Below are 14961 nucleotides of genomic sequence, written 5' to 3'. Positions count from 1 at the left end.
TTTTTAGACCGTTCATCGATTCGAATAAGAAAACACCTACCTAAAAACTTGTGCTAATAAAAAAAGTAAGAGACTAATTAACAAACAAGTACTACACCGCTCTTAATTATTGTTATATATTGAAAGTAATAAGAATTATTATTTGAAGATTTCAAAAAACGGCATGAGCTTCACAAAGGCAAGTGTACCACTTTCTTGGTTTCAAAGAAATCTTCAGAAAAGTAATCACTTAAATTATATATAGAAGTTGTTTTATAGCCTTTAAGCTCTTCGGTAAGATCACCACCTTTTAAATATAAAATACCATTTTTCAATTCATGGTTTTGATGTTTTGCAATTTTGCCCTCAATCCAATGCACAAAAGTGGGCATGGCTGCAACAGCACGACTTACAATAAAATCGTATTTTCCTGCTATATCCTCAACACGACTGTGCGTTGTTTTAACATTGGTTAGCCCTAGGCCATCAACGACCTCATTAACAACCTTAAGCTTTTTTCCAATACTATCAACCAGATGAAATTCACTTTCTGGAAACATTATAGCTAGTGGAATGCCTGGAAAGCCACCTCCGGTACCTACATCTAAAATACGGCTACCCCTTTTAAATTGGGCGACTTTAGCAATTCCGAGTGAATGTAGCACATGACGTAAATACAGTTCGTCTATATCCTTACGCGATACCACATTAATTTTTAAGTTCCAGTCTTGATATAGCGTTTCAAGTGCTCTAAACTTATCCATTTGCTCATTGGTAAGGTGTGGGAAATATTTTAGAATAAGGTCCATGTCTGTTAAATTTTCAACAAAAATATACTTTTTATGTGCATTTTTTTGCCTAAAAACATTATTAGTTAAGTTCGTTTATACCTATCTTTGCGCAGAGTTTAACATATAACATTTTGTTAAATTCGAAAAAAATTAATAGCATGACTAATAGATCACTTTCATTTTCCAGAAAAGATTCTGCAAAATTTTTTAGAACACTTAACAAACGTGTTAACGATTACTTTAAGGAAAACGATATTAAACGTACAGGAAACTGGAAATTATGGGTTAAAACCATCATTATGTTTTCTTTGTTTTTAACCCCTTATTTTTTAATTCTCACATTAGATATACCAGGCTGGGCACAATTATTATTAACCATTGTTATGGGTATAGGTATGGCTGGTGTTGGCATGAATGTGATGCACGATGGTAACCATGGTTCTTATTCTACTAAAGAATGGGTTAACCGACTCATGGGAAGCAGCATCTATATCTTAGCCGGTAACGTATACAATTGGAAAGTACAACACAATGTTTTACACCACACATATACTAATATACACGGTCATGATGAAGATTTAGACGCGGGTCGTATATTACGTTTCACCGAACATTCTGAATGGAAATGGTACCACAAATTTCAACACTACTATTCGGTGTTACTATATGGCCTCCTTACCATTAATTGGGCTATTACTACCGATTGGCAACAAATGAAACGCTATATGAAGCGCAAGTTGTCTTATGGTAAATTTCCAAACCCAGTGTGGAACTGGAGCAAATTGGTTATTTCAAAACTTATTTATGTTGGCATTTGGATTGTAATACCTATGGTCTTTTTAGATATCGCTTGGTGGAAAATATTACTAGGCTTTTTTATAATGCACTACACGGCAGGTCTAATTTTAAGTGTTGTATTTCAATTGGCCCATGTTATGGAAGATGCAGAAATGCCCCAACCAGAACAAGATGGCACCATGAAAAACACTTGGGCAGTTCACCAACTTAAAACCACAGTTAATTTTAGCACAAAAAATAGAATCGTGAATTGGTTTACGGGCGGCTTAAACCACCAAGTGGAGCATCATATTTTCCCGCATATTAGCCACATTCACTATACTAATATTTCTAAAATAGTTAGAGAAACCGCTAAAGAATTTAACTTACCCTATAACGAATATAAAACCACACGTAAGGCCATAATTGCCCACTTTAAGCATTTAAGGGAAATGGGTATGAAACCTGCCTTACAAGTCTAATTTAACAGTTTAATCATTAATGAAGGATTTACTTTCTAACAGAATCAACAGCATACCTGCTTCTGCAACATTGGCTATGGCCGCAAAAGCTAGGGAATTAAGAGCTGAAGGCAAAGATATAATCGGTTTAAGCTTGGGAGAACCAGATTTTAACACCCCAGACTTTATAAAAGATGCCGCCATAAATGCCATAAACGAAAATTACAATTCTTATACTCCGGTAGATGGCTATGGTGAGCTTAAGGAGGCCATTTGTTTAAAGTTTAAGCGCGACAACAACTTAACGTATGCACCAAACCAAATTGTTGTTTCTACGGGAGCCAAACAATCTATTGCCAATGTAGCGCAAGTACTTTTAAACCCTGGAGATGAAGTACTGTTACCTGCACCGTATTGGGTAAGTTATTCAGCTATTACCATATTATGTGAGGCTTCTTTTAAGGAGATTCCTTCCAATATTGAAAACGATTTCAAGATCACTCCAGAACAATTGGAAGCAGCCATAACCCCAAAAACAAAAATGGTGTTTTTTAACTCACCTAACAATCCGAGTGGCACCATTTACACCGAAGCCGAATACCGTGCTTTAGCTCAAGTATTAGAAAAACACCCAAATATTTATATCCTTTCGGATGAAATATATGAGCATATCAACTACGGAACGCCAAACTTTAGCTTTGCCGCCATACCTAGTATGTACGATCGTACCATTACAGTAAATGGTGTTGCCAAAGCATTTGCTATGACGGGATGGCGTATAGGCTATATAGGAGCTCCTGAATGGATAGCCAAAGCCTGTACTAAAATGCAAGGGCAAATTACATCAGGCACAAACTGTATTGCACAACGTGCTACCATAACAGCACTTAACGAATCACCAGATCGCATTAAATATATGGTAGATGAGTTTAAAGTGCGTCGCGACCTAATCCTGGATTTATTGAACAACATAGATGGTTTTAAAACCAATGTACCAGATGGCGCATTTTATGTTTTCCCAGATGTATCTGCATTCTTTGGAAAAACTCTAGGAGGCAAGGTAATTAATAATGCATCAGACTTTGCTTTATATCTTTTGGAAGCTGCCAACGTAGCCACGGTAACTGGAGAAGCATTTGGTAACCCAGATTGCATTCGTATATCGTATGCCGCTTCGCAAGAACAAATTATTGAAGCCATAAAACGTATTAAAGAGGCCGTTAGCTAATTTAATTGTTTTTAAAACATATTATTTATAGACCTAACAGGTTTTTGGAACCTGTTAGGTCTTTTCATTTAAAAACAAATAAGAAATACAGTGCAACAAGAAGTATTGCAAATACCAACAATCTTCTTTTCCTTATTTGCCTTCGTTGTTTTTTTATTCTTTCTTTAATCAATAGCAGTTCTTTGGGCGTCGCCTTGGGAAAATTGAATTGTTGCTTTTTAGGTTCATTGTTGTATCCTAACGTTTTTCTAAATCTTTTGCTTTTGTCTAGCATTATAGATTTATTGCTTCTTAGGACACTTAACATGGATTCTACAAAAGGCATCTTATGACATTTAAAATAACAATACAACAAAAATGACAAACAGAACGATAACACCAATAAACACATAAGCTTGTCTCATTCTCATTTGCCTTCGTTCTTGTTTTAATTTTTCACGCAGTACTGCTAACTCCTTTTCAGTTGCTTTTGGAAATGTTGCTATTTCAACACCTTCATAACTTCCAGAGAGCGCCTTATTTTCTTTCCTTTTAGCCAAAAGGCTCCTATTCGCTATTAACGAATTATTAGCAGCCATCATAGAACCTTCACCTCCCATAATAATAAATTTAAAATTGAAATACATTTAAAACACCTTCAAGAAAAAGTGCTTTATATATGTGTAATAATTTTTACAGAAATGTTACAGAAGAGAACTAATTCAGAAACGAATATTATCTATTTCTCCAGAAGAAAGGTGTAAACAAAACAAGTACCGTAAATAACTCCAAACGCCCTATAAGCATTAAAAAGCTACACCACCATTTTCCTATGCCTGGTAAGGCCGCATAATTATTTACCGGTCCAAAATCGCCCAGAGCTGGCCCTACATTACCCAAGCTTGAAGCCGATAGCCCTATAGCCGATTGAAAATCGATACCCAGCATAGAAAATACCAAGGCACCAATTATAAAAGAGAGCATATATAAAATAAAGAATGCCTGAATATTAAATACAATATCGCCCGAAATGGATTTGGTATTATATCTAACGGGTAAAATGGCATTAGGATGAAGAGATCGTTTAAACTCTAAAAACCCATTTTTAATAAGTATTAAATGACGAACAACTTTCACCCCTCCAGATGTACTTCCAGCGGACCCGCCCAAAAACATAAGTCCAAAAAAGAAAACCACTAAAAAGGGCGTCCACATGGTATAATCGGCCGAGATAAAACCGGTAGTAGTAATAACCGTTAGCACTTGAAATAAGGCATGCCTGAAAGCGCTCTCGCCTTCACCCCATACCATTGGATGTGCTATAGTTGAAGCCGACACATCAGCCTTAAAATAAACTATAACTGCTGCTATGATGGTAAAAACGGCTATAAATTTAAAGTATAATTTAAACTCTTCGTCCCTAATTACTTTTTGAACCTTTCCTTTAAATGCAAAATAACTCAAAACGAAGTTGGATCCAGCCAAAAACATAAACAGAATAATAATATACTGAATTATAGGCTGTCCATTCCAATGGGCCACACTGGCATTTTTTGTCGAAAACCCTCCTGTAGAGAGCGTTGCCATAGCATGGTTTATGGCATCGAAAAAGGACATTCCTGCAAGTTTAAGTAATAGTGTCTCTGCAGCAGTATAGCTAAAATAAATTAACCACAGCCGCTTTGCTGTATCTGTAATTCTAGGATGCAACTTATCGGCACTAGGGCCAGGTGCTTCGGCAGCAAACATCTGCATTCCCCCAATACCCAAAAGTGGTAGAATGGCAATAGCTAATACTATTATACCCATCCCCCCAATCCAATGGGTTAAACTACGCCAAAACAAAACCCCTTCTGGTATAATTTCAATATCATTTAGTATAGAAGCCCCAGTTGTAGTATAACCGGACATGGTTTCGAAAAACGCATTGGTAAAACTGGGAATGCTTTGAGTAAAAATATAAGGTAAGGTTCCCGATAATGCCATAATAGCCCAACCAAAAGCCACTACAATATAACCTTCCCTCTTATTCATTTCCTTGTTATGCTTTCTTGTAAAAAGCATAGCCACCCCTCCAAACAATAAGGTAACAAGAGCCGCTAAAGATAAAGACAATGTAACACCGTCTTCATAAATAAGGCTTACCAATGCAGACAGCAACATAAAGCCCCCGTTAAACAAAATAAGTAAGCCTAGAAAATGAAAAATTATTTTATAATTCAGTTTCATCTAAAGAAATAACTTTTCAACACCTTTTATAGAACGCAACAAACTACATACTACTACTCTATCTCCTTCTTGAATTTTAAAATCACCCAATGCAGTTAGTCCAACACCATTTCTAATCACCCCTCCAATAATAGCAGACCTAGGGAAGTCTATTTGCTTAATAACCTTATTGCAGATAGCCGAAGTTGCCTTTACCTCAAACTCTAATAATTCGGCATTCATATTACTTAATTTGGTCATGGCGACTACTTCACCTTTTCTTATATACCTAAATATGTTGTTAGCTGCAAGAAGTTTTTTATTAATGAGTGTATCGATACCAATAGAATGGGACAATTCAAAATAATCCATATTCTCTACAAGGGCAATAGATTTACCTACCCCTTTGGATTTTGCGACCAAGCAAGACATGATATTCGTCTCAGAATTATCGCCAACAGCTATAAAGGCATCCATATTGGAAAGGCCTTCTTCATCTAAAATATCAACTTTTCTACCATCACTATTAATAACCAGTACATTTGGCAATTCATCGGCAAGATCGAAAGCACGTTCCTTATTTCGTTCCAACAACTTAACATTAAACCCCTTAGCACTTAAATCCCTAGCCGTTTTAAATCCTATTTGGCTTCCGCCTAGAATCATAACATTCTTAATCTCCTTATTAACCTTACCTGTTAATTTGCATAATTCTTCACCGCCACCTTCCGAAGTAATAAAAACAACATTATCGCCTTTCTTAAATTTCGTATTTCCACGAGGTATTAAAGTATACTGCGTTCCAGCTCGCTGAATGGCAATAGGCACAAAATGGATTTCAGGAAAAATTTGTGCTGCCTCTTTTACCGTTTTACCAACAAACAATGCCTCTTTAGACAAGGTTAATCCAGCCATAGTAAGGGCACCATCTTCAAACTCGTAGTTATCATCAAATGACGATTGCTTTAAAGACAATTCAATTTCTGAAGCAGCAAGAGCTTCTGGTGAAATCAACTCATCAATACCAAATTTGGTAAATCCTAATTCATCTTTATTGGTAATAAACTCGGTATTTGAAATTCTAGCGATAGTCCTTTTGGCCCCTAATTGCTTAGATAGAACACAAACCGTAATATTGGTCGTTTCGGAAGCAGTAACTCCAATAACCAAATCGCTCGATTCCACTCGTGCATCCTTTAATATAGCTATTGAAGTAGCATCACCCTTTATAACTTTAATATCTAAATGGGTATCGGCATGCGCTAGGCTCTCCTTACTGGTATCTATGAGTGTAATTTCTTGTGACTCGTAGGATAGTAGTTTTGCTAAATGGAACCCTACTTCTCCAGCTCCAGCAATAATAATTTTCATCGGTTATCTTGACTAATAGAAAGAGCAAAGATATGCATTTTAACCTAATACAATTATTTGTTTTCAAGTTTCTTAATGCCCTCCAATAGTTTATATTTGTCAAAAACTTTTCTTTTGACAAAAATTAAACCATATAAAGATAGTGTTCTTGGGAAAAAAGAGCAGGTAACCAAAATGTTTGATACCATTTCTGGGGATTATGACGGACTTAACCGTGTTATCTCTTTTGGCATTGATGTAAAATGGCGCAAAAAAGTGGTAAACCTTGTTAAACAAGCCAACCCTAAAACCGTATTGGACATTGCCACTGGCACAGGAGATTTAGCCATTAATTTAGCAAAAACCGGTGCCGAAAAAATTGTAGGCCTCGACATTAGTAGTGGCATGTTAGAGATTGGAAAAGAAAAAGTAAAAGAAAAAGGTTTGGAATCCAAAATAGAAATGATTCTTGGGGACTCTGAAAACATGCCTTTTGAAGACAACACCTTCGACGCCATAACCGTTGCCTTTGGTATAAGGAATTTTGAAACTTTAGAAAAAGGCCTTAGCGAAATATTGCGCGTATTAAAACCTGGTGGGGCTTTTGTGATTTTAGAAACTTCAAAACCTGAAAAAGCACCCTATAAGCAAGGCTATAATTTTTATACAAAAAATATATTACCGCTTATAGGACGTATGTTTTCAAAAGACAAAAGTGCCTATAAATATTTATGCGAATCGGCATCTGTTTTTCCTTACGGAGAAGCTTTAAACAATATTTTACGTAAAATTGGGTTTATTAATGTTACAGATTTACCACAAACCTTAGGTGTGGCGACAATCTATACATCATCTAAACAGTAATATGAAGTATTTTTTTATTTCAATAGCATTCTTTTTTACCATACACCAATCTCAGGCCCAACTATTTACCAAGAAGAAAGTACAGTACGACGCCAATCAAGGGAGGCGTTCTACCGATAACGACTTATTAAGGTGGGGTTATTTTTTAGGCATTAATGTTTACGACTTTAATTTTGACTATAACCAAGATCTCCGTGACATTTATGTAAAAAGAAGCCCTGGGTTTAGTGTAGGACTTATTGGTAATTTGCGCATAAACAACTTTTTAGATTTGCGGTTAGAACCTGGGCTAATCATTACTACTCGTGAACTTCATTACAGTAAAACTTATTTTAGCGGAGTATCGTATAACAACTCCGATTTAATGCGGGAGGTTAAATCGACATACATCCATATACCGTTATTAGTGAAATTTTCAGCCAAACGCATTAACAACTTTAAACCTTTTATTGTTGGAGGCGTTTCTACAGCGTTAAATTTATCAAGTAACCAAGACAACCCTAACGACAATAGTAACGGACAGTTTAGATCCAAAAAGAATACCTTGTTTTACGAAATGGGCTTTGGTATTGATTTTTATTTGTACAATTTTAAATTTACACCCTCCATCCGTGGCGTTTTTGGTATTAATGATGAATTGGTAAGGGACAAAGACCCCAACAGCCCTTGGACGAATAACATTACCAATATGAAAACAAGAGGTGTGTTTCTTAATTTCACTTTTCAATAGCTAGTTCAAGGTTTAAAGCATTTCCTTATGCAAAGAACAGCTATTTCAATGGTTCCTGAATATTGTTTATTGAAAACCTATTACTTACACTATAATAGCTAACTACTACCATCCTCCAATCATCCCCGCTTAAATTCACTCAATAAAATGGCCGTAGCCATAGCTACATTTAAACTCTCAGTTTCTTGCAGTTTTCCAAACCTTGGGATTGCAATTTTTTCGGTTATCAATGCTTCAACATGCTTAGATACCCCATTGGCTTCATTACCCATAACTAAGATTCCAGATTCAGGCAGTTTACTTTTATAGACATTTGCGCCATCCATAAAGGCCCCAAAAACTGGTAAATCACTTGCTTTTAAATAGGCCTCTAAATCCATATAACTAGTGTTAATCCGTGTAATGGAGCCCATTGTTGCCTGTATCACTTTAGGGTTATAACAATCTACCGTCCCTTTGCTACAAACCAAATGGGCTACCCCAAACCAATCACAAAGCCTTATTATGGTTCCCAAATTACCAGGGTCCCTAACATCATCTAAAGCTACTATCAATCCACTTTCTTCTATTGGTTTAGTTTCTGGAATTTTAAAAACAGCCAATGCCGTATTGGGCGTGGTTAAAAAACTAATGCGTTTTAAATCGGTTTGGGAAATTAAAACTTCATGTTTGGCATCAATATTGAAAGGTTCAGTCGTATATAAGGCATAAAGCTCAAAATGTGACCGTAACAATTCTGAAATGGCTTTAACACCTTCAACAACAAAAAGTTCGTGTTGTAATCGGTATTTTTTTTGTTTTAAGCTGTTAATTAATTTTATTTGGTTTTTTGAAAGCATTCGACTCTAATTATAAAGGTATAAAGAAAATGAATTTTAATGGATTTGATAATTGCAAGCATGAGATTATTTAAATATTTTCGATTGAAATAGTGTATTTTTGAATCCATAATAGTTTACAAATAATGTATCCCATAACTTAAATCAATTATTTTTTATTTGAAACCCAAACGCTCAAAAATATTAGCACCTCTAATTATATCTCTACTGCTCACCTCGTGTGATGCCGTAAAAAGGGTCCCTCAAAATGAGCATTTGCTTACTAAAAATAAGGTTATTATAAATGGTAAAAAGGATAATTCGGAAACCATAGACAACTTATTGTACCAAAAGCCCAATAGAACTATTTTAGGATTTCCGCTACGTCTGCACATTTATAATGCAGCACGTCCAAATATAGATTCCATATTACAAGCTAAAATATACGACGATGACGAAAAAATGGCTTGGAAAACAAAAATGCTATCCAGAAAACAATTAGAAAAAGATCTGTCCACAAGAAAAGGGCTTAACTCGTGGTTAAAACGTACAGGAGAAGCTCCCGTTATATTAGATGAAGAAAAAGCCAAAAAATCGGCAAACCGAATAGAAAACTACCATATTAACAATGGTTGGTTTGATGTAAAGGCTACTTACGATATAGCAAAAGCAAACAACAAAAGAGCCAAAGTAAAATACCATGTAGAAACCGGTGCCCCTTTTATTATTGATTCCTTAACCAAAAAAATTGAATCGCCTTTGGTTGAATTGCTTTATGAAGCTACCGAAAAAGATGCTTTAGTTAAAACTGGCGAACAATACGTAACCTCTAATTTTGCCCAAGAACGTGACAGAATTACTAGCGAGTTGCGCAATAAGGGGCTTTATTATTTTGGCCAAGAAAATGTAGCCTTTGAAATAGACACCGTAGGCACCAACAAAAAGGTAAATGTGGGTGTACTCATTAGCAATAGAAAAATCACCACTCCAGACACAACATTTACCAAACCCTTTAAAATTTTTAAAGTTAATACGGTTAATATTTTTACAGACGATACTTTTGCAACAAGGAATTTACCATATAAAGACTCTATAATATATGATAGCTATACCGTTAAAAGCCATGAAAAATTACGCTACCGCCCCAAAGCCATTACCGATGCCGTTTTTGTCACACCAAAAACCATTTTTAGGGACATAGACCGCACACGGTCTTATCGTTACTTAAATGAATTACGGACCTTTAAATACCCAGAAATTAAATATGAACAGGAGACGGATTCTACCCTTACTGCCAATGTATATTTAACGCCTCTTAAAAAATTCCAATTGGGATTTAGCACCGAAGTATCCCAGAGCAACATTCAAAGTGTAGGGTTAGCATTAAATTCCAGTTTACAAATTAGAAATATTTTTAAAGGTGCAGAAACGTTTGAAATTTCTGCCATAACATCTATAGGCGCTTCTAAAGACAAAAATAATTTAGACGATCCTTTTTTTGATATTAACGAATACGGCGTCGATTTAAAACTACGTATACCAAGGTTATTTTCTCCCTTTAACACCGATAGGATAATCCCTAAATACATGTCGCCAAGCACTAGAATTAGCTTGTCTACCACGAGCCAAACCAACATTGGATTGGACAAACAAACCTTTAATGGGAATTTTAGTTACAGTTGGTCTCCTTCAAGTAAAATAACCAATAACCTTGACTTGTTTAATGTACAGTATGTTAGAAACTTAAATGTAGAAAATTATTTTCGTGTTTATGAAAGCTCCTATAATTCACTAAACCAAATTGCTAAAACCGTTAATTATATTCCTACTGAATCCGACTTGACCATTCCGGACAATACCAATGCATTTTTAAATTATGCATTAGCCGATCCAACACCTAATGAAATAGACGATAACCAACTCGCTACCATTAATAGCATTAATGAACGTAAAGACAGATTAACAGAGAACAACCTTATTTTTTCAACCAGTTTTGGTTTAACCAGAGACGTAAGGACCAACTTATTTGATGAAGATTTCTCTATTTTTAGGTTCCGTTTGGAATTTGCAGGAAACATGCTATCCAATATGTCTAAACTTATTGGTTTGAAAAAAGATGAAGACAACAGGTACAAAGTTTTTAATGTTGCATTTTCGCAATATGCAAAAACAGAACTAGACTATATTAAACATTGGGATCTAGGCAAAAAAAACATACTCGCCATGCGAAGTTATTTTGGCATTGCCATTCCTTATGGCAACTCCAATAGTATACCCTTTTCAAAAAGTTTTTTTGCTGGTGGCGCCAACGACAATAGGGCGTGGACCGCCTACAGTTTAGGCCCAGGTAGTTCGCAGACGAATAATGAATTTAACGAGGCCAACCTAAAGCTGGCTTTAGGTATAGAACAACGCTTCAATCTTTTTCAGGATTTAAATGGAGCCATTTTTGTCGATGCGGGTAATATATGGAACGTCCTTGACAACGTAGAAGACGAACGCGCCACATTCACCAGTCTAAACTCCTTAAAAGACATTGCCGTAGGGTCTGGGTTTGGCCTACGCTACGACTTTGGCTTCTTTGTGTTTAGGTTCGATATTGGCTTTAAAACCTACGACCCATCTTATCAAGATGAAAAACGATGGTTTAAAGATTATAATTTTAGCAACGCGGTTTATAATATTGGTATAAACTATCCTTTTTAGCCTAATATTATATTTTTATTGCAATACAAAATTCCTTGTCCTAAAAAGGAAAATAATAGAAGGATTATAAGGCGAATCCCCATACTACACTATAACGTTTTAGTTTAAATTTATGTGTTTCAACACTTAAAACAACAAGCGGTTACACAAAAATTAATTACTTTTGAAGGCTCACAGTGGGCATTTAACATAAAGAGTATTACCTACCAATATAAACAAACAACTATTAATGGTTTGTAATTCTCAAGCATATATAGACTATTATTAATCAAATTAAATTATAAAATGGGACACAATATAAAACCGGGTGTTGCAACAGGAAAAGAAGTGCAGGCAATTTTTGAGCATGCCAAAGCTAACAATTATGCGCTTCCAGCGGTAAATGTTATAGGATCTGACACTATAAACGGTGTTTTAGAAACAGCAAAAGATTTAAATGCCCCTGTAATTATCCAGTTTTCAAATGGTGGTGCACAGTTTAATGCTGGTAAAGGATTGAGTAACGAAGGGCAACAAGCTGCTATTGCAGGAGCTATTGCAGGAGCTAAGCATGTACACACTTTAGCCGAAGCCTATGGTGTTCCCGTAATTTTACATACAGACCACTGTGCTAAAAAATTATTGCCTTGGATAGATGGATTATTGGATGCCAGTGAAAAGCACTTTGCAGAAACCGGTAAATCGCTTTTTAGCTCACATATGATAGACCTTTCGGAAGAGCCTATCGAAGAAAATATAGAAATCTGCAAACAATACCTTGAGCGCATGAGCAAAATGGGTATGACCTTAGAGATTGAATTAGGTATAACAGGTGGTGAAGAAGACGGCGTTGACAACACCGATGTAGACGATTCTAAACTTTATACGCAACCAGAAGAAGTAGCTTATGCCTACGAAGAACTAAGCAAAGTAAGTGACCAATTTACTATTGCTGCCGCTTTTGGTAATGTACATGGGGTTTACAAACCAGGTAACGTAAAATTAACGCCTAAAATCTTAAAGAATTCCCAAGAATATATTTCGGAGAAATATGGAGTTGAACAAAACCATATCGATTTTGTATTTCATGGAGGTTCTGGTTCTACCGTTGAAGAAATTAGAGAAGCTATTGGCTACGGTGTAATTAAAATGAATATTGATACCGATTTACAATATGCTTTTATGAGTGGTATTCGTGATTATATGGCCAACAAAACAGATTTCCTACAATCACAAATTGGAAACCCAGAAGGTGACGACGTTCCTAACAAAAAGTATTACGATCCACGTGTTTGGTTACGCGAAGGTGAAAAAACATTTGTTGAACGTTTAAAGAAAGCTTTCGAAGACTTAAACAATGTTAACACACTATAATATATAGTTAGTTAATTATGAACTACTGTAAAAATCCTGCTTCACGGCAGGATTTTTCATTCACAATAATTGGTAATTAATAATTTTCAATGGGCACTACCCCAATTTAAAATAAAGGTTTAATTTTGTGCTCTAGGTTTAATACGAATTATCGTTATTAAACAATAATACAAAACCATCCTGAGCATTGCAATAAGGATTTAAAAAAGTAAATCAATATGGCTTGGTTTAAAAGAAAACATAAAGGAATACAAACTTCTACAGAAGAAAAGAAAGATACCCCAAAAGGGCTCTGGTATAAATCTCCGACTGGAAAAATAGTTGACACTAAAGAATTAGAACAAAATTTTTATGTAAGCCCAGAAGATGGATACCACGTAAGAATTGGCAGTAAGGAGTATTTTGAAATTCTTTTTGACGACAATACATTTAAAGAACTGGATGTCAATTTAGAATCCAAGGACCCACTTAAATTTGAGGACACAAAAAAATACCCTGAACGTTTAAAAGCAGCACAAGCTAAAACACACCTAAAAGATGCCGTACGCTGTGCCGTTGGGAAATCTAAAGGTAAGGATTTGGTTATCGCCTGTATGGATTTTGCTTTTATAGGCGGTTCTATGGGTAGTGTTGTAGGTGAGAAAATAGCGCGTGCCGCAGACTACTCTCTTGAGCATAACATCCCTTTTATGATCATCTCTAAATCTGGTGGTGCCCGTATGATGGAAGCTGCATTATCCTTAATGCAATTGGCCAAAACCTCTGCCAAACTAGCGCAGTTGGCAGATGCCGGAATTCCATATATATCATTATGTACAGATCCAACAACAGGAGGTACCACAGCTTCATTTGCTATGTTGGGCGACATTAATATTGCAGAACCAGGAGCATTAATAGGTTTTGCTGGCCCTCGCGTTGTAAAGGATACTACAGGAAAAGAATTACCTGAAGGATTCCAAACCTCAGAATTTTTATTAGAGCACGGATTCTTGGACTTTATAACCCATAGAAAAGAACTAAAAAATAAGGTAAACCAATACATCGATTTGATTACCAACCAACCATTGAGAGCATAAAACAAAAAACATTTAAACCTGTTAGGTTTTAGAACTCTAACAGGCTTTTATTTTCTATTTGAAAATCAATAAAAAAGCGTATCTTTGCCGCTCGAAAGAAAGGCTTTCGTATACATAACGATCATTTACAATAATATTAGCATGTATTTAACTAAAGAAGTAAAAGAAGAGATTTTTGCAAAGTACGGTAAGGGTAAAGCCGATACTGGTACTGCAGAAGCTCAAATCGCGTTATTTACGCACAGAATTAATCACCTAACAGAGCACTTAAAAAAGAATCGTAAAGATTTTAATACCGAGCGTTCGTTAGTAAAATTAGTAGGTAAGCGTCGTTCTCTACTAGATTACTTAACTAAGAAAGATATCTTAAGATATCGTGCCATAGTAAAAGAATTAGGATTAAGAAAATAAGAAAAAGAGGCTTTATGGCCTCTTTTTTGTTTTTGCGTTAGGGATTGCAGCGGCATCCTTTTTTGAGGTTACGAAAAAAAGATATAGCGAAAAGCCCGGCCCAATAGGGAAACGCCAACATAATAAAAACGTTACGACGTTATTGCGAGGTAACGACATGGTAATCTTTCCAAAAGGTTAAGATTACTTCATCATGCAAAAAGTATGATTCGCAATGACAAATAATTAAA

The 14961-nt window shown here is 35.6% G+C and carries 13 protein-coding genes; 8 read left to right on the top strand and 5 right to left on the bottom strand.

The window, feature by feature from the left end:
• Positions 1-170: 170 nt before the first annotated feature.
• Positions 171-788, bottom strand: a complete 618-nt coding sequence (gene rsmG / locus MR062_RS01615; RefSeq protein ID WP_242202304.1) for a 16S rRNA (guanine(527)-N(7))-methyltransferase RsmG — start codon at positions 786-788, stop codon at positions 171-173.
• Positions 789-928: 140 nt separating this feature from the next.
• On the opposite strand from rsmG, the gene MR062_RS01610 reads away from it, so the two are divergent.
• Entirely contained in the window at positions 929-2029 is a 1101-nt protein-coding gene (locus MR062_RS01610; protein WP_242202303.1) for a fatty acid desaturase family protein, read from the top strand.
• Positions 2030-2048: 19 nt separating this feature from the next.
• Positions 2049-3236, top strand: coding sequence for a pyridoxal phosphate-dependent aminotransferase (locus MR062_RS01605; RefSeq protein ID WP_242202302.1), 1188 nt, complete (start codon positions 2049-2051; stop codon positions 3234-3236).
• A 335-nt stretch (positions 3237-3571) separates the two neighbouring features.
• On the opposite strand, the gene MR062_RS01600 is transcribed toward MR062_RS01605, so the two are convergent.
• The 3 genes from MR062_RS01600 to trkA all read right to left on the bottom strand — a co-directional run bounded on the left by MR062_RS01600 (position 3572) and on the right by trkA (position 6794).
• Positions 3572-3862 (bottom strand): hypothetical protein, encoded by a 291-nt coding sequence (locus MR062_RS01600; RefSeq protein ID WP_242202301.1) that lies wholly within the window; start codon positions 3860-3862, stop codon positions 3572-3574.
• 88 nt (positions 3863-3950) lie between these two features.
• Positions 3951-5444, bottom strand: coding sequence for a TrkH family potassium uptake protein (locus MR062_RS01595; RefSeq protein WP_242202300.1), 1494 nt, complete (start codon positions 5442-5444; stop codon positions 3951-3953).
• Entirely contained in the window at positions 5445-6794 is a 1350-nt protein-coding gene (trkA, locus tag MR062_RS01590; RefSeq protein ID WP_242202299.1) for a Trk system potassium transporter TrkA, read from the bottom strand.
• A 114-nt stretch (positions 6795-6908) separates the two neighbouring features.
• Between trkA and ubiE the strand changes: the two genes are divergently transcribed.
• Positions 6909-7637 carry a bifunctional demethylmenaquinone methyltransferase/2-methoxy-6-polyprenyl-1,4-benzoquinol methylase UbiE gene (gene ubiE, locus MR062_RS01585; RefSeq protein ID WP_394800521.1) on the top strand — a complete coding sequence of 243 codons (729 nt, stop codon included), beginning with the start codon at positions 6909-6911 and terminating at the stop codon, positions 7635-7637.
• Between the two features lies 1 nt (position 7638).
• A complete protein-coding gene (gene porT / locus MR062_RS01580) occupies positions 7639-8367 on the top strand; it encodes a type IX secretion/gliding motility protein PorT/SprT (protein WP_242202297.1) in 729 nt (242 codons plus the stop codon).
• 119 nt (positions 8368-8486) lie between these two features.
• Here the strand turns inward: porT and MR062_RS01575 are convergent, their stop codons facing one another.
• Entirely contained in the window at positions 8487-9206 is a 720-nt protein-coding gene (locus MR062_RS01575; protein WP_242202296.1) for a TrmH family RNA methyltransferase, read from the bottom strand.
• Positions 9207-9365: 159 nt separating this feature from the next.
• On the opposite strand from MR062_RS01575, the gene tamL reads away from it, so the two are divergent.
• The 4 genes from tamL to rpsO all read left to right on the top strand — a co-directional run bounded on the left by tamL (position 9366) and on the right by rpsO (position 14731).
• Positions 9366-11891 (top strand): translocation and assembly module lipoprotein TamL, encoded by a 2526-nt coding sequence (tamL, locus tag MR062_RS01570; RefSeq protein ID WP_242202295.1) that lies wholly within the window; start codon positions 9366-9368, stop codon positions 11889-11891.
• A 285-nt stretch (positions 11892-12176) separates the two neighbouring features.
• Positions 12177-13244, top strand: coding sequence for a class II fructose-bisphosphate aldolase (fbaA, locus tag MR062_RS01565; RefSeq protein ID WP_242202294.1), 1068 nt, complete (start codon positions 12177-12179; stop codon positions 13242-13244).
• A gap of 218 nt (positions 13245-13462) precedes the next feature.
• On the top strand, positions 13463-14320 hold the full coding sequence (gene accD, locus MR062_RS01560; RefSeq protein ID WP_242202293.1) for an acetyl-CoA carboxylase, carboxyltransferase subunit beta: 858 nt from the start codon (positions 13463-13465) through the stop codon (positions 14318-14320).
• 141 nt (positions 14321-14461) lie between these two features.
• Complete coding sequence (gene rpsO, locus MR062_RS01555) at positions 14462-14731, top strand: 30S ribosomal protein S15 (protein ID WP_242202292.1); 270 nt, start codon at positions 14462-14464, stop codon at positions 14729-14731.
• The last annotated feature ends 230 nt before the right edge of the window (positions 14732-14961 follow it).

The sequence above is a fragment of the Aestuariivivens insulae genome (assembly GCF_022662195.1).
Taxonomy (GTDB): Bacteria; Bacteroidota; Bacteroidia; order Flavobacteriales; family Flavobacteriaceae; genus Aestuariivivens; species Aestuariivivens insulae.
Note: the sequence above shows the minus strand (reverse complement) of the source record. Positions and strands in the feature narration are given on the sequence as shown.

Excerpts from the sequence above, each read along its gene's own strand:
- rsmG (WP_242202304.1), bottom strand. The coding sequence starts at position 788 with ATGGACCTTATTCTAAAATATTTCCCACACCTTACCAATGAGCAAATG.
- MR062_RS01610 (WP_242202303.1), top strand. The coding sequence starts at position 929 with ATGACTAATAGATCACTTTCATTTTCCAGAAAAGATTCTGCAAAATTT.
- MR062_RS01605 (WP_242202302.1), top strand. The coding sequence starts at position 2,049 with ATGAAGGATTTACTTTCTAACAGAATCAACAGCATACCTGCTTCTGCA.
- MR062_RS01600 (WP_242202301.1), bottom strand. The coding sequence starts at position 3,862 with ATGTATTTCAATTTTAAATTTATTATTATGGGAGGTGAAGGTTCTATG.
- MR062_RS01595 (WP_242202300.1), bottom strand. The coding sequence starts at position 5,444 with ATGAAACTGAATTATAAAATAATTTTTCATTTTCTAGGCTTACTTATT.
- trkA (WP_242202299.1), bottom strand. The coding sequence starts at position 6,794 with ATGAAAATTATTATTGCTGGAGCTGGAGAAGTAGGGTTCCATTTAGCA.
- porT (WP_242202297.1), top strand. The coding sequence starts at position 7,639 with ATGAAGTATTTTTTTATTTCAATAGCATTCTTTTTTACCATACACCAA.
- MR062_RS01575 (WP_242202296.1), bottom strand. The coding sequence starts at position 9,206 with ATGCTTTCAAAAAACCAAATAAAATTAATTAACAGCTTAAAACAAAAA.
- fbaA (WP_242202294.1), top strand. The coding sequence starts at position 12,177 with ATGGGACACAATATAAAACCGGGTGTTGCAACAGGAAAAGAAGTGCAG.
- accD (WP_242202293.1), top strand. The coding sequence starts at position 13,463 with ATGGCTTGGTTTAAAAGAAAACATAAAGGAATACAAACTTCTACAGAA.
- rpsO (WP_242202292.1), top strand. The coding sequence starts at position 14,462 with ATGTATTTAACTAAAGAAGTAAAAGAAGAGATTTTTGCAAAGTACGGT.